This is a genomic window from Pseudomonas fitomaticsae, assembly GCF_021018765.1.
In the GTDB taxonomy this organism is placed as follows: Bacteria; Pseudomonadota; Gammaproteobacteria; order Pseudomonadales; family Pseudomonadaceae; genus Aquipseudomonas; species Aquipseudomonas fitomaticsae.
This window is the reverse complement of the sequence record NZ_CP075567.1, coordinates 6051173-6075484: the sequence shown is the minus strand read 5'-3', so window position 1 is coordinate 6075484 and position 24312 is coordinate 6051173. Positions and strand designations below refer to the sequence as shown.

The following is a 24312-nucleotide window of genomic DNA, read 5'->3' as shown; positions in this document are numbered from 1 at the left end:
TGCACCGCTGGCAAAAGAGCCAGGCCTGACGCGGTGAAGCGGGTTTGTCTCGGTCGCATCTGCGGCTTCGACGGTGAAGCATCAAGCGTTTTACGCAAATGCCATTAGCCCGGCTGAGGGCCGGGCTTGGCAGAAGCTTGCTACGATCGTCTGTGTATTAGTACAGACGAACGGCGCGGCGCTGTTCGCGCTGAACTTTCTTGGCGTGACGCTTAACAGCAGCAGCTGCCTTGCGCTTACGCTCAGAAGTTGGCTTCTCGTAAAATTCGCGGCTACGAACTTCAGCCAGTACACCGGCTTTTTCGCAGGAGCGCTTGAAACGACGCAGAGCTACGTCGAAGGGTTCGTTCTCTTTAACTTTGACGGCTGGCATCCAGAGCTACCTTCATTCATTACCGGGGTCAACATCCTCGCGGCAAAAGAGCACTTGAAGACGTCGGTTTTTAAGGGTTGCGGATGTTAACCCCTCATCGCTCGGAATGCAAAGCCTCTGATCGAAAACCGCTAGTCGGGGCCTCACGCGGCGACTATTATGCGCGCCTTCGAATTCAGCCTAAACAAGGCGCAAACCCATGCTAGTACTGGGATTAGAAACTTCCTGCGACGAAACCGGCGTCGCTTTGTACGACAGTGAACGCGGCCTGCTGGCCGACGCACTGTTCAGTCAGATCGACCTGCACCGCGTCTATGGCGGCGTGGTGCCGGAGCTCGCTTCGCGCGACCACGTCAAGCGCATGCTGCCATTGATCCGTCAGGTGTTGGCGGAGGCCGACTGCGTACCGACCGAGATCGACGCCATCGCCTACACTGCGGGGCCCGGCCTGGTCGGGGCGCTGCTGGTGGGGGCTTCGTGCGCTCAGGCGCTGGCGTTTGCCTGGGGTATTCCGGCGCTCGGCGTGCATCACATGGAAGGCCATTTGCTGGCGCCGATGCTGGAGCCAAAACCGCCGGAATTCCCGTTCGTCGCTTTGTTGGTCTCCGGTGGTCATACGCAACTGGTTCAGGTCGATGGCATCGGCCAATACAGCCTGCTCGGCGAGACGCTGGACGATGCGGCGGGCGAAGCTTTCGACAAGACTGCAAAAATGATGGGCCTGAATTATCCGGGCGGACCGGAAATCGCCAAGCTGGCGGAGAAGGGCGTCGCAGGACGTTTCACTTTCCCGCGTCCGATGTGTGATCGCCCGGGCCTGGATTTCAGCTTCAGCGGCCTGAAGACCTTCGCCCTCAACACCTGGCAGCAATGCGTCAGCGCCGGGGACGACAGCGAGCAAGCCCGTTGCGACATCGCGCTGGCGTTCCAGCAGGCCGTGGTGGAGACTTTGACCATCAAGTGCAAGCGTGCCCTGAAGCAGGCCGGCATGAAGCGTCTGGTGATCGCCGGCGGCGTCAGTGCCAACAAGGCGTTGCGTGTTTCGCTGGAGAAAATGCTCGGCGACATGAAGGGCGATGTGTTTTATGCCCGTCCCGAGTTTTGCACCGATAACGGCGCGATGATCGCGTTTGCCGGCTGCCAGCGTTTGCAGGCTGGTCAGCAGGAGAGCCTGGCGATCAGCGTGCAGGCGCGCTGGCCGATGGAGCAGTTGTCGGCGCTGTGATGAGCGGCGCTCACGTGCGGTATTTAAAAATGCCGTTCGCGCCCGGCGAACAGGTCGCGTAGATTGCCCCGGTGGCGCCAGACGATCAGCAGTGTCAGCGCGCTCATCGGCAATAAGGCCGCCGGTTCCTGCCAGGCCAGCAATGGCAGGGTCAGCGGGGTGGCGATCAACGCCGCCAGTGAGCTGGTGCGGGTCAGGTAGAACGTCAGCAGCCAGGCGCATACGGCCAGCAGCGCAGCGGGTGGATACAGGCCCAGCAACATGCCGGCCGCCGTGGCGACGCCCTTGCCGCCGCGAAAGCGGAAGTACAGCGGGAACAGGTGACCGATCACGGCGCAGACGCCGATCCACGCCTGATCCTGCAGCGAAAGGCCGGCAGCCGAAGCGATGAGCACCGGCAGCAGGCCTTTGCACAGATCACCCAGCAGGGTCAGGATCGCGAGTTTGCGTCCGGCCAGGCGCAGCATGTTGGTGGCGCCGGCATTACCCGAGCCACTCATTCGCGGATCCGGATTTCCGGTCAGGCGGCTGAGCAAAATGGCGAAGGACAGAGAGCCGAGCAGGTAGGCGAGGATCGCCAGTAACCAAAACATGCTAACTATTCCGGGCGAGGACGCCCTGATTCTAACGGCGCATTGCGCCCTTGTCGTGCAGCGGAGAAAAGTGCTTGGACAGAGTGTTTATCGAGGGCCTGGAAGTCGACACCGTGATCGGTGCCTACGACTGGGAGCGCGGCATCCGACAGTGCCTGCGTCTTGATTTGAGCTTCGCCTGGGACAATCGCCCGGCCGCCGCCGGTGACGACCTGACCCTGGCGCTCGATTACGCCAGTGTGTCCACACGGATCCAGGCCTTTGCCGAGCAATCCCGGTATCAACTGGTCGAGACCTTTGCCGAGCGCCTGGTCGAAGTGCTGATGAGCGAATTCAAGATCACCTGGGTGCGCCTGAAGCTGACCAAACCAGGTGCCGTACCGGCCGCCAAGGGTGGCGTGGGTGTGGAGATCGAGCGCGGATGCCGCTGACCCAGGTCTATCTCGGGCTCGGTAGCAATATCGAGCGCGAAACCCATTTGCAGGCCGGTCTGGATGCCTTGTCCGCGTTTCTGGTGGATATCCGCTGTTCGCCTGTGTTCGAAAGCCAGCCAGTGGGGATCAAGAGCGGGCCGTTCTTCAACTTCGTGGTGTCGGCGTTCACCGATCTGCCGTTGATCGAACTGGATCGCCGCTTGAAGTTCATTGAAGCGGATAATGGTCGTTATGCGCCGGATCGCAAGGGCTTGCCGCTGGATATCGACGTGTTGCTGTACGGCGATCTGGCGGGCAACTTCGACGGACTGATCCTGCCTCGTGCGGAAATCCTGAAAAATGCCTTTGTGCTGTGGCCGCTGTCGCTGATTGCGCCGGATCGGGTGCATCCCGGTGTAGGAAAAAGCTTTGCCACATTGTGGGCCGAAGCGCAGATCGATCAGGTGCTGGCACCGGTCGGATTTGAATGGCGCGGCACTCAGCTCACGCCTTCAGACTTGTCTTGAACATTTTGATCCGCCCTTGCGAGGGCGGATCAAGTGTTTTCAGGACGCCGCCGATTCCTTGTAAACCTTCAATGCCTTGAGCCGTTCGCGCTTGAGTGCCTCGCCCAGTTCCGGGCCTTTGAATCCCTTCTCCAGCAATGGCTGCACCGCCACGCCGCGCGCCACATTGGCCGCGCCGCGCAGGTAATCCGCCTGTGGATAACTACGCTGTTCAAGCCCTTTGCGCCCTCGGGCATCCATTTCGCACGCGATGATGAATTCTTCGAAACGCTGTGGTCGACGGTAAACGTCAAAGCTTTGCAGCAACTCGAGCAAGGTCGAAGCCTTCAGCTCCAGGGCGCGATGGCCGTGAGTGTGATATTGACCGACCAGCAAGGCCAGCTCCTGACAATCCTTCGGTGCCTTGAAGCGCTCGTTGACCGCTTTGATCAACTTCAGGCCTTTGTGCTCATGGGCGATGTGTCGTGGCCATTCATCTTGCGGGGTCAGGCCTTTGCCGAGGTCGTGGAGCAGGCAGGCCCAGCGCACGGTCAGCGGTTGTTTGTGCAGGGCTGACTGCTCAAGCACGCTCAGGGTGTGAATGCCGCTGTCGATTTCCGGGTGGTGGGCTTCCGGCTGCGGCACGCCGAACAAGGCATCGACCTCTGGCATCAGCACTTTCAAGGCGCCGCAATCGCGCAACACCTGAATGAACACTTGGGGCTGATCTTCCATCAGCGCGCGGGAAATCTCTTTCCAGCTGCGTTCGGCCGTAAGGGCTTCCAGTTCACCCGATTCGCTGAGCTGACGCATCAGCTCCAGGGTCTCGGGCGCAACCTTGAAGCCGAGTTCTGCGTAGCGGGCGGCGAAGCGCGCAACGCGCAGGACCCTGAGCGGATCTTCGGCAAACGCGGGGGAAACGTGGCGCAGAATCCGCTCTTCGAGGTCGCGTTGACCGTGGTAGGGATCGATCAGGTTTTGCTGATCGTCTTCGGCCATGGCGTTGATCGTAAGGTCGCGGCGGATCAGGTCTTCTTCAAGCGTGACCTCGGGGCTGGCGTGAAACGTGAAACCACCATAACCACGACCGCTCTTGCGTTCGGTGCGGGCAAGGGCGTACTCCTCGCCGCTTTTCGGATGAAGAAAAACCGGGAAGTTCGCGCCGATCGGGCGAAATCCCTTGGCGAGCATTTCTTCTGTCGTCGCGCCGATCACCACCCAATCGATATCGGTGACCAGTTTGCCCAGCAAGCGATCACGTACCGCACCGCCGACCTTGTAAATCTGCATAAAAAAACCTCCGTTGGCCCGACAGGATAACCCTTGCACCGGACTTTCGGAGGCCTGAACAGGATCAAAGATGAATGACGGCCAGGTCGAGTCGACCGTAATCCCCCTCGCTGTGTTCGCTGCGGGGTGGAACATGATGGGTCTTCATGATCTGGTCGCCCTGCAGGGTTTCCAGATGAATGTCGAAGCCCCACAGCCGGTGAAGGTGTTTGAGAACCTCGTCGGTGGAATCGCCCAGCGGTTTGCGGTCGTGTTGCTGGTGGCGCAGGGTCAGCGAGCGGTCACCGCGGCGGTCGATGCTGTAGATCTGCACGTTCGGTTCGCGGTTGCCCAGGTTGTATTGCGCTGCGAGCGTTTCGCGAATGATCCGGTAGCCGCCCTCGTCATGGATCGCAGGTACCAGCAGATCGTCCTTCTGATCGTCATCGAGGATGCTGAACAGTTTCAAATCGCGGATCACCTTGGGTGACAGGTACTGCAGGATGAAGCTCTCATCCTTGAAGCTGCTCATGGCGAACTTGATGGTCGACAACCAGTCGCTGCCGGCGATTTCCGGGAACCAGCGGCGGTCTTCTTCTGTAGGTTCTTCGCACATGCGGCGGATGTCGCGATACATCGCAAACCCCAGTGCATACGGGTTGATGCCGTTGTAATAAGGGCTGTCGAACCCCGGCTGGAACACCACGCTGGTGTGGGACGTCAGGAACTCCATCATGAAGCCGTCCGTCACCAGGCCTTCGTCGTACAGGTCGTTCATCAACGTGTAGTGCCAGAACGTCGCCCAGCCTTCGTTCATCACCTGGGTCTGGCGTTGTGGATAGAAATATTGAGCGATCTTGCGCACGATCCGCACAATCTCGCGCTGCCAGGGTTCCAGCAGTGGCGCGTGTTTCTCGATGAAATACAGGATGTTTTCCTGCGGCTCGGCCGGAAAGCGTGCGTTGTCCTTGTCGCTGTACTTGTCCGCGCCTTTGGGAATGGTGCGCCACAGGTCGTTGATCTGTTTCTGCAGGTGTTCTTCGCGATCCTTCTGCCGGCGCCGCTCTTCTTCGGCGGAAATCGGGTATGGACGTTTGTAGCGGTCGACCCCGTAGTTCATCAGGGCGTGGCAGGAGTCGAGCAGATCCTCCACAGCGTCGATCCCGTGGCGTTCCTCGCACTGCATGATGTACTGCTTGGCGAATACCAGGTAATCGATGATCGAACTGGCGTCGGTCCAGGTGCGGAACAGGTAGTTGCCCTTGAAGAAGCTGTTGTGGCCGTAGCAGGCATGCGCGACCACCAGCGCCTGCATGCAGATGGTGTTTTCTTCCATCAGGTACGCGATGCACGGGTCCGAGTTGATCACGATCTCGTACGCCAGCCCCATCTGTCCGCGGCTGTAGGATTTTTCGGTGCTGAGGAAGTGCTTGCCGTAGGACCAGTGGTGATAGCCCAGCGGCATGCCGACCGAAGCATAGGCGTCCATCATCTGTTCGGCGGTGATCACTTCGATCTGGTTGGGATAGGTATCCAGGGCATAGCGGGCCGCGATACGGGCGATTTCGCGGTCGTACGTCTGGATCAGCTCGAATGTCCATTCCGAGCCGGTGGAAATGGGTTGGCGCTTCTGCTCTTTGGCGGTCTTGGCGGTCATGTCACTAACCTGCGCTGGAAGAGTTCACGGAAGACCGGATAGATATCCCCGGCCGAGACCAGTTGTTGCTGGGCAAAAGTGTCGGAAAAGGCTTCGGCGATGCGTTCGTACTCGTACCACAAGGCCTGATGTTCGCGCGGGGTGATCTCCACGTAAGTGTAGTACTGCACAAAAGGCATGATCTGGTTGATCAGGATGTCGCGGCAGATCGGCGAGTCGTCGTTCCAGTTGTCGCCGTCGGAAGCCTGGGCGGCGTAGATGTTCCATTCATTGCTCGGGTAGCGCTCGGCCATGATCTCCTGCATCAGCTTCAGGGCGCTGGAAACGATGGTGCCACCGGTCTCGCGGGAATAGAAAAACTCCTCTTCATCCACCTCACGGGCGCTGGTGTGGTGACGGATGAACACCACGTCGATCTTGTCGTAGTTCCTCTTCAGGAACAGGTACAACAGGATGAAAAACCGTTTGGCGATGTCCTTGGTCGCCTGGGTCATGGAGCCGGAAACGTCCATCAGGCAGAACATCACGGCTTTCGAGCTGGGGTTCGGCTGTTTGATCAGCAGGTTGTATTTGAGGTCGAAGGTGTCGAGAAACGGTACCCGATGAATGCGGGCGCTGAGTTTCTCGATTTCCGCTTCTAGATCCTGAATGTCGCCGAAATTATCCGGTTCTTCCCGTTTGAGTCGCGCCAGTTCTTCTTTCGCCTCGCGCAGTTTCGCGCGGCTGCTGCCCGAGAGGGCAATGCGCCGTGCGTGGGCCGAACGCAGGGTGCGGATGATGTTGATCCGCGACGGGTTGCCCTCGTTGCTGATCCCCGCACGCACAGTCTTGAAGGTGTCGGTGCCGGTCAGATTGCGCTTGACCAGGTTGGGCAGTTCCAGGTCCTCGAACATGAATTCGAGGAATTCCTCCTGGGTGATCTGGAAAACGAACTCGTCCATGCCTTCGCCGGAGTTGCCGGCCTTGCCTGGCCCACGGCCTCCGCCACCTCCCGGCGGACGGGCGATGTGTTCGCCAGCGGTGAATTCCTTGTTGCCGGGGTGAACCACGGTCTGTTTGCCGCCGCGACCATGGTGAAGCACCGGTTCGTCGATATCGCGACCGGGAATGCTGATCTGCTCGCCGTGCTCCATATCGGTGATGGAACGCCGGCTGACCGCCTCTTCGACAGCCTTTTTGATGTGGTCACGGTAACGCCGCAGGAAGCGCTGACGGTTCACCGTGCTCTTGTTCTTGCCATTGAGACGTCGGTCGATCACATAGCTCATGACTGCTCCTTAGAAGCTGTCCTGCAAAGGGCGAGCGGTCATGCAGCGTTTAACCGAATGCCTGGGGACGCAAACGCTCCCCCAAGCGCTTTGGGTGCTGCCTGAAACTCGCTACCGCCTTTCGAACACCTTCCAGAGGCCTGTGTAGCAGAAAATGCGCACACAAGCCTCGGGCTGACGACAACCGGTCTGACCGGCCGCGGTTTACTGTGATTTTCTGACCCGCAGATACCACTCGGAGAGCAGTCGTACCTGTTTGTCGGTGTAGCCGCGTTCGACCATTCGTGTAACGAAGTCGTTGTGCTTCTGTTGGTCCTCTTTGCTGGCCTTGGCATTGAAGCTGATGACCGGCAGCAGGTCCTCGGTGTTCGAGAACATTTTCTTCTCGATGACCACCCGCAGTTTTTCGTAGCTGAGCCAGGTCGGGTTCTTGCCGTTGTTGTTGGCTCGGGCGCGCAACACGAAGTTGACGATTTCGTTGCGGAAATCCTTCGGATTGCTGATGCCGGCCGGTTTCTCGATTTTTTCCAGCTCCTCGTTGAGGGCTACGCGGTTGAGGATCTCGCCGGTTTCCGGATCGCGGTATTCCTGATCCTGAATCCAGAAGTCCGCATACAGCACGTAGCGGTCGAAGATGTTCTGGCCGTACTCGCTGTAAGACTCGAGGTAGGCGGTCTGGATTTCCTTGCCGATGAATTCGATATAACGCGGTGCCAGGTACTCTTTCAGGTAGCGCAGATAGCGCTCGCGGGTCTCGGCCTGGAATTGTTCCTGTTCGATCTGCTGTTCCAGCACATAGAGCAGGTGCACCGGGTTGGCAGCGATTTCATGCGGATCGAAGTTGAAGACCTTGGACAGGATCTTGAACGCAAACCGGGTCGACAGACCGTTCATGCCTTCGTCGACGCCCGCCGCATCGCGGTATTCCTGGATCGACTTGGCCTTCGGATCGGTGTCCTTGAGGTTTTCGCCGTCATACACCCGCATCTTGGAGTAGATGTTGGAGTTTTCCGGCTCTTTCAGGCGCGACAGCACGGTGAATTGCGCCAGCATCTTCAGGGTGTCCGGCGCGCAATGCGCCTTGGCCAGGGAGCTGTTGAACAGCAGCTTGTCGTAGATCTTCACCTCATCACTGACGCGCAGGCAGTACGGCACCTTGACGATGTAGATCCGGTCGATGAAGGCTTCGTTGTTCTTGTTGTTGCGGAAGGTGTGCCACTCCGATTCGTTGGAGTGGGCCAGCAGGATCCCGGTGAACGGAATCGCGCCGAGGCCTTCGGTACTGTTGTAGTTGCCTTCCTGAGTGGCGGTCAGCAATGGGTGGAGCACCTTGATCGGTGCCTTGAACATCTCGACGAATTCCATCAGGCCCTGGTTGGCCCGGCACAGCGCACCGGAGTAGCTGTAGGCGTCGGCGTCGTTCTGCGGAAATTCTTCGAGTTTGCGGATATCGACCTTGCCCACCAGCGCGGAAATGTCCTGGTTGTTTTCGTCACCCGGTTCGGTCTTGGCCACGGCGATCTGGTTGAGGATCGACGGGTACAGCTTGACCACGCGGAACTGGCTGATGTCGCCGCCGAATTCGGCCAGGCGCTTGGTGGCCCATGGCGACATGATGGTGTTCAGGTAGCGCCGTGGAATGCCGAAGTCTTCCTCGAGGATCGCGCCATCTTCGGTGGCGTTGAACAGACCCAGAGGCGATTCGAATACCGGCGAGCCCTTGATCGCGTAGAAGGGCACTTTTTCGATGAGCTGTTTCAGCTTCTCGGCCAGGGACGACTTACCGCCGCCGACAGGGCCAAGCAGATAGAGGATCTGTTTCTTCTCTTCCAGGCCCTGAGCGGCATGGCGGAAATACGACACGATCTGGTCGATGCATTCTTCCATCCCGTGGAAGTCTTCAAAGGCCGGATAGCGGCGGATCACCTTGTTGGAAAAGATGCGCGACAGTCTCGAGTTGGTCGAGGTGTCGAGCAGTTCCGGTTCGCCGATGGCCAGTAATAGACGCTCGGCGGCGGAAACGTAGGCACTGCGATCCTTTTTGCACAGTTCCAGGTACTCCTGCAGGGAGAATTCTTCCTGGCGTGTGGACTCGAAGCGTTGTTGGAAGTGGCTAAAGATACTCATGACGTCACCTCGCTCGATACGTGGAGCCGACGCCGGATCACTCAGTCGATGCTGGCAAGCAGCTGCGATGGCAGCTGTTGTTTACCCCCCAGAACACTTTCGCGGTCGACAACCTTGAAAGTCACTCCCGATGACCCGTGCGCCGGTGTACCGGCTCTCCCCTGTTTTGGATGGCCTGGGCTTAAGGATAGTTGGGAATTCGGGAGGTAAAGGCGAGATACGTAATTAGTTGTGGCAAGACCGTTCGTCTGCCACCGCGCAAGCCCGCGGGAGCCGGGGCCTGCACGTTACAAAAAAAATTATTCGGAGGTGCCTTGCGCGGTTTCCGAAGGAAAAGTCGTACGCCACAGTTCGAAGCCGCCGTCCATGCTGTAGACGTCGGAGAAGCCCTGGCTCACGAGGTAGGCTGCGGCACCCTGGCTCGAGTTGCCGTGGTAGCAGACCACGACGGTGGGGGCATCGAGGTCGGCGCCCTGGATGAAAGCATGGAGGGAATGATTGTCCAGATGCTTCGAGCCGCTGATGTGCAGTGCGGCAAATGTTGCCGGGTCACGGACGTCGACGACCACGGCGCCTTGCTCGCGCAGGGCCTGGGCCTGTTCCGGGGGGATACGTTTGAATTCGCTCATGGCGGGCTCCTGTGGCTCGGCTGAAATCGCAGTCTAGCGCGGGGCGCTGACGGGAGAGGATTCGGTGATCAGTGGCGCGACGGTGGGCAGGACGGCCCCATGCTCGTCGCATTTGCATGACAGGCGTTCGCCGCTGTCGACATTCATCAGGGTCAGGCTGCCGCCCCACACGCAACCGGTGTCGAGGGCGCAGATGCCGGGTTCGTGAACGTTGCCTTCCAGCGCCGCCCAGTGACCAAAGATGATCCGCAGGCCACGGGTCTTGCGTTCCTTGTGCTGGAACCAGGGTTTGTAGCCCGGCGGTGCGGTGTCGAGGCCTTCCTTGCTCTTGAGGTCGAGCTTGCCTTCGGCGGTGCAGAAACGCATGCGGGTGAAGTAATTGGTGATGACACGCAGGCGTGTCACGCCTTTGAGGTCGCTGTCCCACTTTGCCGGCTCGTTGCCGTACATGCCGTCGAGGAAGGGCGAAAGCAGGTTATCGTCACGCAGCGCAGTCTCGACTTCCTCAGCATACTTGAGCGCTTTGCGCAGCGACCATTGTGGAGGGATGCCCGCATGCACCATGGCCACTTCGCGTTGTTCGTCGTAGTGCATGAGTTTCTGCTGGCGCAGCCACTCCATCAGTTCTGCGCAGTCGGGCGCTTCAAGGATTTCACGCAGCGTGTCGGACTTCTTCATCCGCTCGATGTTCTTCGCCGCCGCCAGCAAGTGCAGGTCGTGATTGCCGAGGACGCAGACCAGCGAGTCGCGCATGCCATAGAGGAAGCGCAGGGTTTCCAGCGACTGCGGGCCACGATTGACCAGATCGCCCACCAGCCACAGGCGGTCCAGGGTCGGGTCGAACGCGACCTGCTTTAGCAGGCATTTGAGCGGTTCCAGGCAGCCTTGCAGGTCGCCGACGGCATACGTCGCCATCAGTGCAGGGCTCCGGGAACGGCGAGGCGGAAGGGCTTGATGATCGCATCGAAATGCTTGCCGTCGTCGGCGACCATTTCGTAAGTGCCTTGCATGGTGCCGACCTTGGTGGTCATCACCGTGCCGCTGCTGTAGGTGTGGCTTTTGCCAGCGCCGATCAGCGGTTGCTGGCCGACCACGCCGGCGCCGCGCACTTCTTCGACATGCCCGTCGCCATCGGTGATCACCCAGTGGCGCGACATCAGGCGGGCCGGTTGCTCGCCATTGTTCTGCACAGTGATGGTGTAGGCGAAGGCAAAGCGCTCGTGCTCGGGTTGCGATTGGTCTGCCAGATAGTGGGTAACGACACTGACATCGACCTGGTAGCGAGGATCGGACATGCAAAAGGCCTTAAAAACGAAGCGGGACGCGGGGCGTAGCTGATTGGGATTCAGTCTAGGCAAGTATCGGGCAGTAGACCAGAGTTGGCGTCCCGCCCGATAGCGATGATTGCCGGTCAGTCGGCTTCAGGCACCTTCGTCGGCTGTTCGGCCAGCTTGTCGGCCAGGCGCACGAATGCGGCCAGGTCGAGTTGCTCGGGACGCAGGCTGCCATCGACCCCGGCGGCTTCGATCTCGGCGTTGCTCAGCAACTGCTTGAGGGTGTTGCGCAGGGTCTTGCGACGCTGGTTGAAGGCTTCACGCACCACGCGCTCGAGCAGGCGATGATCCTTGGCCGGATGCGGCAGCACCGCGTGCGGTACCAGACGGACGATCGCCGAGTCGACTTTCGGTGGCGGATTGAACGCGCCCGGGCCGACGTTGAACAGATGTTCGACCTTGCAATGGTACTGAACCATGATCGACAGACGACCCCAGTCACCACCCCCCGGACCCGCAGCCAGACGCTCGACCACTTCCTTCTGCAGCATGAAGTGCATGTCGCGAATGATGCCGGCGTTGTTCAGCAGGTGGAAAATCAGCGGCGTGGAGATGTTGTACGGCAGGTTGCCGACCACGCGCAGGCTGTTCGGCGCAGCGTTCAGGGTATTGAAGTCGAACTTCAGCGCATCGCCCTGATGCAGGTTGAAATTGCTCTTGCCGGCAAACTGCTGGTTGAGGATCGGGATCAGGTCCTTGTCCAGCTCCACCACGTCCAGCTGGGCGCCGGAGTTGAGGATGCCGGCGGTCAATGCGCCCTGGCCCGGCCCGATTTCCAGCATGCGGTCGCCGGCCTTGGCACTGATGGAGCGCAGGATGCGGTCGATGACGCCGGCATCGTGCAGGAAGTTCTGGCCAAAGCGTTTGCGCGCCTTGTGTTGGTATTGCTCGGTCATAAACGGGTCTCGGCCATCTGGTAGGCGGTTTCCAGGGCGACTTGCAGGCTGCCGGTGTCGATCTTGCCGCTGCCGGCCAGGTCCAGGGCGGTGCCATGGTCGACCGACGTGCGGATGATCGGCAGGCCCAGGGTCACATTGACCGCGGCGCCGAAGCCTTTGTACTTCAGCACGGGCAGGCCCTGGTCGTGGTACATCGCCAGCACTGCGTCGCAGTGCTCCAGATATTTGGGGGTAAACAGAGTGTCGGCAGGCAGCGGGCCACGAAGGTCCATGCCCTCGCCGCGCAGGCGCTCCAATGTGGGTTCGATGATGTCGATTTCTTCATGGCCCAGGTGTCCGCCTTCACCGGCGTGCGGGTTGAGTCCGCAGACCAGGATACGCGGTTGGGCGATGCCGAATTTTTGTTGCAGGTCGGTGTGAAGAATCCGCGTGACCCGTTCCAGCCGCTCCGGCGTGATCGCATCGGCGATGTCGCGCAAGGGCAGGTGAGTGGTGACCAGCGCCACGCGCAAACCGCGGGTGGCGAGCATCATGACTACCTGGGCGGTGTGGGTCAGGTCGGCGAGAAATTCGGTGTGACCGGAAAACGCGATGCCCGATTCGTTGATCACGCCTTTGTGCACCGGGGCGGTAATCATCCCGGCGAAATCGCCGTTCAGGCAGCCATTGCCGGCGCGGGTCAGGGTTTCGAGAACGAATGCGGCGTTGGCCTTGTCCAGTTGCCCGGCGACCACGGGGGCGCTGAGCGGGGTGTCCCAGACGTACAGGCTGTTGGCGGGCGCCGGAACGTCCGGCCAGTGGTCAGGCGCCACTTCCAGCAAGCAGACGGCCAGCCCCAGCTGCGCGGCCCGCTCTTGAAGCAGGTCGCGGCTGGTGATGGCAATCAGGGGGTGTGGCTGGGCTTGCGAGGCGAGCAGCAGGCACAGGTCGGGACCGATGCCGGCCGGTTCGCCGGGTGTCAGCGCGAAACGCTTGGGTTTCACTGCGCTGCCTGGTCTGCACCAGGGAGTTTGATCTCTACGTACGCTTCGTCACGGATCTGACGCAGCCAGGTTTGCAGCTCTTCGTCGTATTTGCGGTTACGCAGTACGGTCATAGCCTGCTGCTCACGGGCCTGTTCGGTGCTGTCAGTGGCGCGACGGCCAAGGACTTCCAGAACGTGCCAGCCGTACTGGGTCTGGAACGGCTTGGACAGCTGCCCTTGCGGGGCCTTGGCCATCACGGCGCGGAATTCCGGTACCAGTGCGTTCGGGTCGATCCAGTTCAGGTCGCCGCCGTTGAGGGCGGAGCCCGGGTCTTCCGAATATTTTTTCGCCAGTTCAGCGAAGTCTTCGCCAGCTTCGATGCGGTTATACAGCGACTGAGCCAGTTCCTTGGTCTTGGCTTCGTCGCGAACCGGACTTGGCTTGACCAGAATGTGGCGCACATGCACTTCGTCGCGCATCTGGCTCTCGCCACCGCGTTTTTCCAGCAGCTTCAGGATGATGAAACCACCCGGAGTACGTGCCGGTTGAGTGATGTCGCCAGGTGTCATGCTGCTCAGTTCACGGTCGAACGGAGGTGGCAGTTGAGCGGCTTTACGCCAGCCCATGTCGCCGCCTTCCAGTGCGTTGTCACTGGCGGAGTTGGCCACGGCCATCTGGCCGAAGTCAGCGCCTTGCTTGAGCTGCTGGTAAACGTCCATCGCCTTGCGCGCTGCACTCTGAATTGCTTCGGAGTTGGCGCTTTCCGGGGTCGGGATCAGGATGTTGGCCAGGTGCAGCTCTTCGGACAGCTGCATCTTGCCCAGGTCAGAGGCGAGGAAGTTCTTCACTTCCTGTTCCGATACCTGAATGCGCTCGGCCACGCGACGCTGGCGTACACGGCTGATGACCATTTCGCGGCGGATCTGCTCGCGAGCGTCCTCATAGGACAGGCCATCGCGAGACAGGGCGATGCGGAACTGTTCCGGGGTCATGTTGTTGCGCTGGGCAATGGTGCCGACAGCCTGGTTCAGCTCTTCATCGGTGATGCGGATGCCGGAACGTTCGCCGATCTGCAATTGCAGGTTCTCGACGATCAGGCGCTCGAGCACCTGTTGATCCAGCACGCCCGGAGGCGGCAAGCCGCCGCCACGCTTGGCGATGGTTTGCTGAACTTCGTGGACGCGCTGATCCAGCTGGCTCTGCATGACCACGTCGTTGTCGACGATGGCCACCACTTTATCGATGGACTGCACCGCGGCGTTGGCCGCGGTACCCAGGAACAGCGCGCCCAGCATCAGCGGGCGCAGACAATCAGAAAGCTTGGTCTTCACGTTGACGATAACCTTGGATGCCTTTGTCGAGGAAGCTCTCTACCTTGGCGCCGGTGAGGCCGCCGAGTCCCTTCAGAACAATTTGGAGGAAGACGCCGTGGTCGCCTTTTTCGTTTTCCGGGGCGTTCTGACTGAACTCGTCATAGCTGACCCAGTAACGGTTGATCAGGCGCAGTTTCCAGCAGCAGTTGTCATATTCGAAACCACCGAAGGCTTCCAGCGTGCGATTGCGGTTGTAGTCGTACTGCCAGCGGCTGATCGCGCTCCACTGCGGAACGATCGGCCAGATGACCGAGAAGTCATGCTGCTGGATCTTGTAGTAGTCCTTCACGTAGCCAGGCTGGCCCGGGGTGCCGTAGTCACCACCACCCACCGACCATTTACCGGTGTTCTGGTCGTAACGGACCTGGTCGTTGCGATAGCGATAGCCGACGTTGACCACCTTGTTCGGGTTGTCTTCAGGCTGGTAGTGGAACATCGCACTGCCGGAACGCGGGCTGCGGCTGTCCGGATCCCAGTTGTAATCGGCCGTGGTGCGCCAGTCGCGGTTCCAGCGGTACTCGTATTCCAGCGCATAGGGCGAAACGTTGGAGTTCGCGTCGTCGCGGGTTTTCGGGTCGATGCCTGGCAGTTGTACTTCACGATCCTTGAAGTACAGGGCCTGACCGACGCTGATGCGTTGACGCTCGAAACCATCCTCTTCGATCCAGCGGCTGGTGACGCCAAGCGACAGCTTGTTTTCGTCGCCGACACGGTCGGAGCCGGAGAAACGGTTGTCACGGAACAGCGAGGCATAGTTGAAGGTGTATTCGCTGGTGTCGAACACTGGAATGTCTTCTTGATCTTTCTCGGGTACATAGAGATAGAACAGGCGCGGTTCCAGAGTCTGGCGATAGTTCTTGCCGAAGTACGACGTGTCGCGGTCGAAGTACAGACCGCTGTCGATGCTGGCGATCGGTACGCCACGGCTTTGATTGCTGCTGAAGTCGCCGTTGACGTAGCGGGTGCCGTTCGCAGCAGCCACTTGTTTCTGAATGACGATGTCGTCTTTGCCTCGGCCGTCCAGGTCCAGTTGGTACTGGGTGTACTGGTACTTGAGCGACGGCTTGAAGAAGCCGTACGTCCAGTTCATCGGCAGGCTGACGCCGGGCTTCAGGTTCAGGCGGTCACCGTTGGCGCGAGCCAGACCGGTCACGTTGTTGTCCAGTCGGGACTCGACGGTGCCATCTTCGTTGACGAAGTTGCCATCTTTCAGGTCGCGATCGAAGCGGACCAGTTCGGTCTCGTATTCGAAGTCCAGGCCTTCCGGATGGTAAGGCAGTTTGCCGTTCAGGGTGAGCTGCGGCAGACGGCCGTAGGGCGTGATGTTCGAAACGGTTGCCAGCTGATATTGCTGGGCGTTCAGCATGGCGGTGTAGTTGTCGCCACGGTAGGCAACCAGACCCTGCTGGTTCACGAAGTCCTGGCTCTTGACCCCAATCTGGTCGGTGGTCAGATCCTGGAAGTAATACGGGTCGCTGATCTTGGTGTAGTCAACCTGGGTGTACACGCGGGAGTCGAGGCCGCCCTTGTGTTGCCAGTTGTACATGTAGCGATTTTTTTCGTAATCGGTCTGCTTGCTGCGATCGGTGTCCTCGTCGTTGAGGTACGCCGCACCGAACTGACCTTCGCTCGACTTGGTCAAGTAGCGGAACTCGCCTTCCATCAACAGGCCGCGCTTGCTCATGTAGCGCGGGTACAACGTGGCGTCGTAGTTCGGCGCCAGGTTGAAGTAGTACGGAGTCACCAGCATGAAGCCGGTGTCGCTGCCGGTGCCGATGGTCGGCGGCAGGAAGCCCGACTGACGACGATCGTCGATCGGGAAGTAGATGTACGGGGTGTAAAGGACCGGAATGTCCTTGACCCGCAGCGTCACGTTGGTCGCGGTACCGAAGCCGGTGGCAGGGTTCAGGGTGATGTTGTTGCCCTTGAGCTGCCAGGCGTTGCTGTTCGGTTCGCACGTGGTGTACGTGCCGTCCTTCAGGCGGATGATCGCGTTTTCGGCACGCTTGGCGTACAGCGCGTTACCGCGGATGCGCGACTTGTGCATGACGTATTCGGCGTTGTCGACCTTGGCTTCACCGGTGTCGAGCTGTACATCGGCGTGGTCGCCGACGATCAGCGCGCCGTTGTCGCGAATGCGCACGTTGCCGGCCAGTTCGCCTCGGCTTTCGGCCTGATACAGGTTGGCCTCGTCGGCCTCGACCTGCATGCTGCCCTGACGCATGACCACGTCACCGGCCAGACTCGCGACCTGCGAATCCTGCTGATAACGCGACGCCTTGGCGCCGATGAAGGTCGGGGCGTCACTTTTATTCGTCTTGTCATTCATGCCAGGACGAATCGGTTCGATATAGGAACCAGAGCAGTAAGGACCGGTCTCGGCCAGTTGGGCGGCGGTGAGCTTCTCGCGCGGAACCCAGTCGAGGTGACTGTAGTCTTCGCTACGGGATTTCAGGCCACGGCCCTTGGACTCGGTAACCAGTACCGGCTTGGGCCCGGACTCCGCAGTGGAGCCGCTCTCGGCCGGGGCTTCGCCAGCGGCGCTGACGGCACTGCCGTCATGCACGGGACGCGGCGGCAAGGCAGCGGCCGGCGTCTTCGGCGAGCAGGCCCAGCCACCCGTTGCCGAGACGGCGCAGTCATACTGCTCGGCGGCAACAACGAATGAACTGGCCAGAGGTTGCATAGCCAGCAGACTGCCGGTTACCAACAACGGAAATTTTTTACGAAACGCGGGGGATTTCAATGCCATCTTATTAGTCCGGGCTTCCTGCGTGCCATCTGCCCGCGGTGTGGGCCGCACGCCTCTCGATGGTCTGAAAAAGATGCTGGATAATAAAGCATGACCCGCTTGACGGCTAGCGCCGTCGGAGACCCTTGCAATGCCTGATCAAGATGTACGCTTGCAACACCTGAAAGTTTGGCTCGATGAACAGTTGGCAATCCTTTTTGCAGATCAGGGCTGGGGCGCCGTACCCCCGGCCACGTTGATCGCGGCCAGCAGCGACGCGAGTTTCCGCCGGTATTTCCGTTGGGAAGGCGCGGGTCGCAGCTTCGTCGTGATGGACGCGCCGCCGCCTCAGGAAAACTGCAAACCGTTCGTGGATATCGCTTTTTTGCTGGCGAAATCCGGCATCAACGTGCCGAAAATATATGCCGAGGACCTCGAGCGAGGGTTTCTTTTGCTCAATGACCTGGGCAACAAGACCTATCTGGACGTGATCGACAGCGAAAATGCCGACGCGTTATTTAGCGATGCCCTGCAAGCGCTGCTGGCTTTTCAGCAGCTGCCAATGGTGGCGCCGCTGCCGAGCTATGACGTCGCGTTATTGCGCCGCGAGCTGGAGCTGTTTCCCGAGTGGTACGTGAAACGCGAGTTGGGCGTCGAGTTCGATGCCACCCAACAGCAGCAGTGGCAAAAGGTCAGCGAACTGCTGATCGACAGCGCCCTCGCTCAGCCGAAAGTGCTGGTGCACCGCGACTACATGCCGCGCAACCTGATGCTCAGCGAGCCGAACCCCGGCGTGCTGGATTTCCAGGACGCCGTGTACGGCCCGGTGACTTACGACGTGACCTGTCTGTTCAAGGACGCCTTCCTCAGCTGGCCTGAAGAGCGTGTGCGCGGCTGGCTGGAAAGCTACTGGCAGCAGGCGTCGGCACTGAACATTCCGGTGCAGCCGGACTTCGAAGATTTCCTGCGTGCCAGCGACCTGATGGGCGTGCAGCGCCATTTGAAGGTCATCGGCATCTTCGCCCGCATCTGCCATCGCGATGGCAAGCCGCGTTACCTCGGTGATGTACCGCGTTTCTTCTCTTATATAGAAGCGGTCATCGCGCGCCGTCCCGAGCTGGCGGATCTGCAGGCACTCCTTGCCAGCCTGCGTGGTGGAGTGACGGCATGAAGGCAATGATTCTGGCGGCGGGCAAAGGCGAGCGCATGCGCCCGCTGACCCTGACCACCCCCAAACCGTTGGTGCGCGCCGGTGGCGTGCCGCTGATCGAATATCACCTGCGTGCCCTCGCGGCGGCCGGCTTCAATGAGATCGTGATCAACCACGCCTGGCTCGGACAGCAGATTGAAGATCACTTGGGCGATGGTTCGCAATTCGGCGTCTCCATCCAGTATTCGCCGGAGGGCGAGCCACTGGAAACCGGCGGCGGGATTTTCCGTGCCTTGCCGCTGTTGGGCGACGACGCGTTCCTGGTGGTCAACGGTGACATCTGGACCGATTACGACTTCAGGGTGCTGCATCAGCCGATCACCGGTCTGGCGCATCTGGTGCTGGCGGACAATCCGGCGCATCACCCGACAGGCGACTTCACCCTGACCGACGGCCAGGTGCGTGATGGCCAGGCCGATGCGGCGACCCTGACCTACAGCGGCATCGCCGTGCTGCATCCGCAGTTGTTCGACGGCTGCACCGACGGTGCCTTCAAACTGGCGCCGCTGCTGCGAAAAGCCATGGCGGACGGGCAGGTGACCGGTGAGCGGTTGAAAGGTCACTGGGTCGATGTCGGCACGCACGAGCGTCTGGCCGAAGCTGAAGCCTTGATAGAAGCGAGTCGCTGATATGTTGTGGCCAGGGACTCTGATTGGAGCCGGAGCGGGTTTTGCTATCGCCAGCATTCCGGGGGCCATGCTTGGTGCTTTGTTGGGGCAGGCGCTGGATCGGCGCCTGCATTTGCAGAGCTGGGGGCATTTGCGGGAAAAACTCGGCGGGCGGCCGATGTTGCGCAACGACGAACTGTTGTTCGTATTGCTCGGGCGTCTGGCCAAGAGAGACGGGCGGGTCACGGACGGTCACATCCAGCAGGCGCGTCACGAGATGCGCTCGCTGGAAATGAGCGAGCCGGCACAGCGTCGGGCGATTGCAGCGTTCAATCGTGGCAAGTCCGGTAACGACAATCTGCGCGGTTATCTGCGTCGGTTGAGTGCTCAGCCTCATGCGGCCGAAGGCGTGTTGCGCGCCTGCTGGCGGATGGTCTGGGCCGATGGCCGGGCCGGTGTCAGCGAGCGTGAATTGCTGGCGCAGTGGGGCAAGTGGCTGGGCTGGACGACGCACCAGATCCAGGCGCTCGCGGCGGATTACGAGCCGCACAAGCGTCCGATCGTCAGTGCGGCGGTGAGCTATCAGGAGGCGATGCGCCTGCTCGGCGTTTCAGCCACCAGTGAACCGGCGCAGATCAAACGCGCCTATCGACGTCTGCTCAGCCGGCATCACCCGGACAAGGTGGCCGGGACGGGCGCCACGCCGGCGCAGGTGCGCGAGGCCACCGAAAGGACCCGCGAATTGCACAATGCCTACACGTTGATTCGCGAACGGCGGGATTTTCGCTAGGCATAAAAAATCGCAGCGTTGGGCTGCGATTTTTTTTGTCTGCGTTTTCAGTCCGGGCTCTTCAGTCCGGGCTTTGTGGATTCAACCAGCCACGCACCCGGCGGAACAACTGCTCCTGCTCGGCCTTGTTGTCCGGCAAGGCCTTGAGTGCGACCTGACTGAACGCGGACGTCTTCAGTCGTTTGCTCGCCTGCATGCGCTCCAGTGCCGCATTGCGATCCAGCGGTTTATCCATGTAGAAAATATCCGCTGTCGGCAGCTTCAGGGTCGGTGTCAGCTCCACCAGTTCTGGCTTGGCCTTGGCCGGCGTCTGTGCGCCCACCAGCACCAGCTTCTCGACTTGCGAGCTTTGTCGCTCGCTCAGGTAACGCGCCGCCCAGTAGGCGCCGGTGCCATGACCGAGGACGACGATGCTGCGCGCGCTCTGTTGTTCGGCGTAGGCCAGTGCTGCGTCGATGCGGGCGAAGATTCGCTCGGCATCAGCCTTGGACTGTTCTTCGGTGGATTCGGCAACGACCTTGTCAGCCACATCGGCTTCGCCGCCGGCGGCTTGTTCGATCGGCTCGGCGGTGGTCGAATCCTTGCTGCCCGGGTCGACGGTTTTCGGCGCGGCGGGTACTTCGACCACGCGCGGTGCGATGGCATCGCTTTGCAGATCGGGCAGGGTGATACTCAGGCTGCTCCACTCGACGTCCGGCAACTTGCGGCGCAACGGGCCGATCGCCTGGGGCCAGTCTGCGGTTTCGCCAGCGCCAGGAATGAGGATTACCGCGCCTTTGGGTTCGGCGGTGTTGGCCGGTTTCCACAGGGCAAGGAAAGTGTCGCTGCCAGCTTGCAGTTGCTGTTGTTCCTGAGCCGGAACCTTGCGTTCGAGTGCCGCGGCTTCTTCCTGACTACGCTCAAGCAGTGGCTGGCGTTCGACCGGTTTTTCTTCGGCGGCTTTTTCTGCGGCGGGGGCGGGTGCCGGATCCGCGGCTTCGACGGAAAACGCACAAGGCAGGATCAGCGACAGGCACAATGCTGGCATTGCCAGGCGATAGACAGGGGGCATCGGTTATTCCAGGCCAGAAGTTATCCCGGCAGCCTAATGGGTTGGTCAGAATTTGTCAGTGTATGAGACTTCAATGATGCGTTTTTGCTGCCTGTGGGTTATCGGCTGTCTGGCGTTTCCCTTGATGGGCTGGGCGGCGCCTGCGCCCCCGAGTCACCTCGCACGGTTGTCGGCGAGCGAACAACAGTGGCTCGCACAGCACAATGAATTGCGCGTGGGCCTGGTGTTGCAGGCGCCGTACGCGCAATACGACCGGCGCTTGCAGCGGCTGTCGGGGGCCAACGTCGAGGTGATGAAGGCATTGGCCAGGGCGCTGAATGTCGAGCTGAGCTGGCGCAATTTTCAGGATCTGGCACAACTCGAGGCCGCTGCCCGGGACGGCGAAATCGACATCGCCCCAGGCCTGACCCAGACCCCGGGCGGGTTGCGTCTGTGGCAGTTTTCCGACCCGTACATGCGTGTGTCGCAATTGGTGGTCAGCGACCAGAAGAGCAGCGCGACCGTGGAACTGGAAAAACTCGACAGCCAGACACGCGTGGCCGTACGCATGCCCGGCGTCACCGCCGATTACCTGCGCGGCAACTATCCGCACCTGAATCTGCAAGGCGTTCCGATGGAGCGTCAGGCGCTGCAACTGTTGCTGAGTCAGCAGGCGTCCTACGCGGTGGTCGATGAGGCGCAGCTCGGTCGGCTGTCCGCAGAACCGGAGTTTGCCGGGCTGGTGGTGGTCGGAGACATCGGTTTGCCGCAACTGCTGCGCATCGGCACCCGCCGCGATTGGCCGGAGCTGGCCGGAATCGTCGAGAGTGCCTTGCGCGCAATCCCGGCCAAGGATCTGGAACGGCTGCATGCGCAATGGCTGCAACCCAAGTATCCGCGGCTCTCCGAGTCGCCGGGCTTCTGGCAGAACCTGAGTCTGTTGTTCGCGGTGCTGCTGCTCAGTTGCGTGGCCATCGTGTTCTGGCAACGCCGCCAGCAACGCAGTCTTGAACAACGTTTGTTCGACGCGCGTGAAGACATCGCCCTGCGCGCCGCCAGCGAAGAGGCCCTGCGCCTGACCCAGTTTTCCATCGATCAGAGCACCGTTGGCATTCTCTGGGTCAACTGGGACAGTCATGTGCGCTACGCCAACCGTGCGGCAGAAAACATGCTCGGTTATCCACAGGGCGCCATCATCGACCGGCCGTTGATCGACTTCGAACCGGGCCTGTACATGGATCGCTGGCTCAATCTTTGGAAGCGCGCCCGGGCCAGCGAAGAGGGGCCGCTGAGTTTTGAAACCAACTGTGTGCGGGCCGATGGCAGTGTGCTGCCGGCGGATGTGTCGCTGAGCTTCCTGCGTTTTCGCGATGGCGAGTACCTGGTGGTTTATCTCACCGATGTCACCGAGCGCCGTCGTGCCCTGGCTGCGTTGCAGGAAAGCGAGGCGCGGCTGCAAGGCATCGCGGCCAATGTGCCGGGGCTGGTGTTCCGTCTCGAGCGTGCACCGGTGACCGGGCAGATCGACTTTGCCTACATCAGCGAGGGTAGCGAGAGTCTGGTCGGCTACGCGCCGGCCGCCATCGCCCACCGCGACATGGGCCTGCGCAGTCTGGTGCATCCGGATGACCGGGCCGCTTATCACCAGACCCAGGATCAGGCGTTGGACACCGACAGCGACTGGTCGTGGCAGGGCCGGATCCTCACGCGCCAGGGCGAACAGCGCTGGGCCGAAATCAAGGCGATTACCCGTCAGCTGGAAGGTGGCTCTTATGTCTGGGACGGCATCGTCTGGGACATCACCGAAAACAAGCGCATCGAACTGGAGCTGGCGGCCTCCCGCGAACAACTGCGCGAACTGTCGGCGCACCTGGAAAGCGTGCGGGAAGAGGAAAAGGCGCGCATTGCCCGCGAGGTTCACGATGAGCTGGGGCAGATGCTGACGGTGCTGAAACTGGAGACATCGATGTGCGAACTGGCCTACGCGCAACTCGACCCGGGTCTGAACGAGCGGCTGAACAGCATGAAGCGCCTGATCGCCCAGTTGTTCCAGCTGGTGCGCGATGTGGCGACGGCGTTGCGCCCACCGATCCTCGATGCCGGGATCGCCTCGGCGATCGAGTGGCAGGCGCGGCGGTTCGAGGCGCGTACGCAGATACCGTGTCTGGTGCAGGTGCCGGACAACCTTGCGCCGCTCAGCGACGCCAAGGCCATCGGCCTGTTCCGCATTCTTCAGGAGGCGCTGACCAACGTCATGCGCCATGCCCAGGCGCATACTGTGGAACTGACGCTGGCGCAGGAAGGCGACGAATTGTGTCTGACGGTCAGCGATGATGGCGTAGGATTTGTCGCCGCTGTCGGCAGGCCGACGTCCTTTGGACTGGTGGGCATGCGCGAGCGGGTGTTGATCATGGGCGGGCAGCTGTCACTCGACAGCGAGCCGGGCGAGGGCACCACGCTGAGCGTGCGGGTGCCACTGGATGAGGAGAAGTAAGTGATCCGTGTACTGGTAGCCGAAGACCACACCATCGTTCGCGAAGGCATCAAGCAATTGATCGGCCTGGCCAAGGATCTGCAAGTGGTGGGGGAGGCGAGCAATGGCGAGCAGTTGCTGGAAACCCTGCGCAACGTGCCCTGCGAAGTGGTGTTGCTGGATATCTCGATGCCCGGGGTCAACGGGCTCGAAGCGATTCCGCGGATCCGCGCGCTGAACCATCCGCCGGCGATTCTGGTGCTGTCGATGCACGACGAAGCGCAGATGGCCGCTCGGGCGCTGAAGGTCGGCGCCGCCGGTTATGCGACCAAGGACAGCGATCCGGCGCTGTTGCTGACGGCGATTCGCAAGGTCGCGGCGGGCGGGCGCTACATCGATCCGGAGCTGGCCGACCGCATGGTCTTCGAAGTCGGCCTGACCGATGCGCGGCCGTTGCACTCGTTGCTGTCCGAGCGCGAGTTCTCGGTGTTCGAACGCCTGGCGCAAGGCGCCAACGTCAACGACATCGCCCAGCAACTGGCCCTGAGCAGCAAGACCATCAGCACCCACAAGGCGCGGCTGATGCAGAAGCTCAACATCACCTCGCTCGCCGAGCTGGTGAAGTACGCGATGGAACACAAGCTCCTCTGAGCGACATATCCAATAGCGACAGGCGCTTTTGCCGGTTCTGACGGCTTGAGCCCCGACTCATGCAGCGGGTTTGTCCAAACGCGCCATCCTTGTAGGGCAATCCCTACCCCCGGCCTTCCATCCGACTGAGGCGATTCTCTCCTGCGCCCCGATTTGCGTGACTGCAAGCAGCCACTAGGCTTAATTCC

General features: G+C 60.8%; 22 protein-coding genes. 8 read left to right on the top strand and 14 right to left on the bottom strand.

Annotation, left to right across the window (positions count from 1 at the left end):
* Positions 1 to 157: 157 nt before the first annotated feature.
* Entirely contained in the window at positions 158 to 373 is a 216-nt protein-coding gene (rpsU, locus tag KJY40_RS27635) for a 30S ribosomal protein S21 (protein ID WP_002551877.1), read from the bottom strand.
* 199 nt (positions 374 to 572) lie between these two features.
* Here rpsU and tsaD point away from each other — a divergent pair, with 199 nt between their 5' ends.
* Positions 573 to 1598, top strand: a complete 1026-nt coding sequence (tsaD, locus tag KJY40_RS27630) for a tRNA (adenosine(37)-N6)-threonylcarbamoyltransferase complex transferase subunit TsaD (protein WP_039768071.1) — start codon at positions 573 to 575, stop codon at positions 1596 to 1598.
* 23 nt (positions 1599 to 1621) lie between these two features.
* Here tsaD and plsY read toward each other — a convergent pair whose 3' ends face one another.
* A complete protein-coding gene (gene plsY / locus KJY40_RS27625) occupies positions 1622 to 2191 on the bottom strand; it encodes a glycerol-3-phosphate 1-O-acyltransferase PlsY (protein WP_230733852.1) in 570 nt (189 codons plus the stop codon).
* 74 nt (positions 2192 to 2265) lie between these two features.
* Between plsY and folB the strand changes: the two genes are divergently transcribed.
* Together folB and folK are read left to right on the top strand one after the other, a co-directional pair.
* Complete coding sequence (gene folB, locus KJY40_RS27620; RefSeq protein WP_064380331.1) at positions 2266 to 2622, top strand: dihydroneopterin aldolase; 357 nt, start codon at positions 2266 to 2268, stop codon at positions 2620 to 2622.
* A complete protein-coding gene (gene folK / locus KJY40_RS27615; RefSeq protein WP_230733850.1) occupies positions 2613 to 3131 on the top strand; it encodes a 2-amino-4-hydroxy-6-hydroxymethyldihydropteridine diphosphokinase in 519 nt (172 codons plus the stop codon). The genes folB and folK overlap by 10 nt, the downstream gene beginning before the upstream one ends.
* 39 nt (positions 3132 to 3170) lie before the next feature.
* Here folK and KJY40_RS27610 read toward each other — a convergent pair whose 3' ends face one another.
* The 11 genes from KJY40_RS27610 to KJY40_RS27560 all read right to left on the bottom strand — a co-directional run bounded on the left by KJY40_RS27610 (position 3171) and on the right by KJY40_RS27560 (position 17383).
* Positions 3171 to 4400 (bottom strand): multifunctional CCA addition/repair protein, encoded by a 1230-nt coding sequence (locus KJY40_RS27610; protein ID WP_230733848.1) that lies wholly within the window; start codon positions 4398 to 4400, stop codon positions 3171 to 3173.
* A gap of 64 nt (positions 4401 to 4464) precedes the next feature.
* The gene (locus KJY40_RS27605) at positions 4465 to 6036 is read right to left on the bottom strand and encodes a SpoVR family protein (protein ID WP_230733845.1); all 1572 of its coding nucleotides are present in this window, start codon (positions 6034 to 6036) and stop codon (positions 4465 to 4467) included.
* Positions 6033 to 7304: a YeaH/YhbH family protein gene (locus KJY40_RS27600; protein ID WP_169432164.1), complete on the bottom strand. Its 1272-nt coding sequence runs from the start codon at positions 7302 to 7304 to the stop codon at positions 6033 to 6035. The genes KJY40_RS27605 and KJY40_RS27600 overlap by 4 nt, the downstream gene beginning before the upstream one ends.
* Before the next feature lie 204 nt (positions 7305 to 7508).
* Positions 7509 to 9431: a PrkA family serine protein kinase gene (locus KJY40_RS27595; RefSeq protein WP_007959909.1), complete on the bottom strand. Its 1923-nt coding sequence runs from the start codon at positions 9429 to 9431 to the stop codon at positions 7509 to 7511.
* A gap of 299 nt (positions 9432 to 9730) precedes the next feature.
* Positions 9731 to 10060, bottom strand: coding sequence for a thiosulfate sulfurtransferase GlpE (gene glpE, locus KJY40_RS27590; protein ID WP_007959911.1), 330 nt, complete (start codon positions 10058 to 10060; stop codon positions 9731 to 9733).
* Between the two features lie 33 nt (positions 10061 to 10093).
* On the bottom strand, positions 10094 to 10975 hold the full coding sequence (locus tag KJY40_RS27585) for a symmetrical bis(5'-nucleosyl)-tetraphosphatase (protein ID WP_230733843.1): 882 nt from the start codon (positions 10973 to 10975) through the stop codon (positions 10094 to 10096).
* Positions 10975 to 11355, bottom strand: coding sequence for a Co2+/Mg2+ efflux protein ApaG (gene apaG / locus KJY40_RS27580; protein ID WP_064380341.1), 381 nt, complete (start codon positions 11353 to 11355; stop codon positions 10975 to 10977). Before apaG ends, KJY40_RS27585 begins: the two co-directional genes overlap by 1 nt.
* Positions 11356 to 11471: 116 nt before the next feature.
* On the bottom strand, positions 11472 to 12290 hold the full coding sequence (gene rsmA, locus KJY40_RS27575; RefSeq protein ID WP_230733841.1) for a 16S rRNA (adenine(1518)-N(6)/adenine(1519)-N(6))-dimethyltransferase RsmA: 819 nt from the start codon (positions 12288 to 12290) through the stop codon (positions 11472 to 11474).
* Positions 12287 to 13276 (bottom strand): 4-hydroxythreonine-4-phosphate dehydrogenase PdxA, encoded by a 990-nt coding sequence (pdxA, locus tag KJY40_RS27570; RefSeq protein ID WP_230733839.1) that lies wholly within the window; start codon positions 13274 to 13276, stop codon positions 12287 to 12289. The genes rsmA and pdxA overlap by 4 nt, the downstream gene beginning before the upstream one ends.
* On the bottom strand, positions 13273 to 14589 hold the full coding sequence (gene surA, locus KJY40_RS27565; protein ID WP_230733837.1) for a peptidylprolyl isomerase SurA: 1317 nt from the start codon (positions 14587 to 14589) through the stop codon (positions 13273 to 13275). The genes pdxA and surA overlap by 4 nt, the downstream gene beginning before the upstream one ends.
* Positions 14570 to 17383, bottom strand: a complete 2814-nt coding sequence (locus KJY40_RS27560) for an LPS-assembly protein LptD (protein ID WP_230733835.1) — start codon at positions 17381 to 17383, stop codon at positions 14570 to 14572. The genes surA and KJY40_RS27560 overlap by 20 nt, the downstream gene beginning before the upstream one ends.
* Before the next feature lie 130 nt (positions 17384 to 17513).
* On the opposite strand from KJY40_RS27560, the gene KJY40_RS27555 reads away from it, so the two are divergent.
* The 3 genes from KJY40_RS27555 to KJY40_RS27545 are packed head-to-tail and all read left to right on the top strand — an operon-like array spanning position 17514 to position 19970.
* Positions 17514 to 18533: an aminoglycoside phosphotransferase family protein gene (locus KJY40_RS27555; RefSeq protein ID WP_230733833.1), complete on the top strand. Its 1020-nt coding sequence runs from the start codon at positions 17514 to 17516 to the stop codon at positions 18531 to 18533.
* Positions 18530 to 19201 (top strand): N-acetylmuramate alpha-1-phosphate uridylyltransferase MurU, encoded by a 672-nt coding sequence (murU, locus tag KJY40_RS27550; protein ID WP_230733831.1) that lies wholly within the window; start codon positions 18530 to 18532, stop codon positions 19199 to 19201. Before KJY40_RS27555 ends, murU begins: the two co-directional genes overlap by 4 nt.
* A gap of 1 nt (position 19202) precedes the next feature.
* Entirely contained in the window at positions 19203 to 19970 is a 768-nt protein-coding gene (locus KJY40_RS27545) for a TerB family tellurite resistance protein (RefSeq protein WP_230733829.1), read from the top strand.
* 61 nt (positions 19971 to 20031) lie between these two features.
* Here KJY40_RS27545 and KJY40_RS27540 read toward each other — a convergent pair whose 3' ends face one another.
* Positions 20032 to 21021 (bottom strand): alpha/beta hydrolase family protein, encoded by a 990-nt coding sequence (locus tag KJY40_RS27540; RefSeq protein ID WP_230733828.1) that lies wholly within the window; start codon positions 21019 to 21021, stop codon positions 20032 to 20034.
* 73 nt (positions 21022 to 21094) lie between these two features.
* Between KJY40_RS27540 and KJY40_RS27535 the strand changes: the two genes are divergently transcribed.
* Together KJY40_RS27535 and KJY40_RS27530 are read left to right on the top strand one after the other, a co-directional pair.
* Entirely contained in the window at positions 21095 to 23494 is a 2400-nt protein-coding gene (locus KJY40_RS27535; protein WP_230733827.1) for a PAS domain-containing sensor histidine kinase, read from the top strand.
* On the top strand, positions 23495 to 24124 hold the full coding sequence (locus KJY40_RS27530) for a response regulator (RefSeq protein WP_007959929.1): 630 nt from the start codon (positions 23495 to 23497) through the stop codon (positions 24122 to 24124). It begins immediately after the preceding gene.
* Positions 24125 to 24312 lie beyond the last annotated feature (188 nt).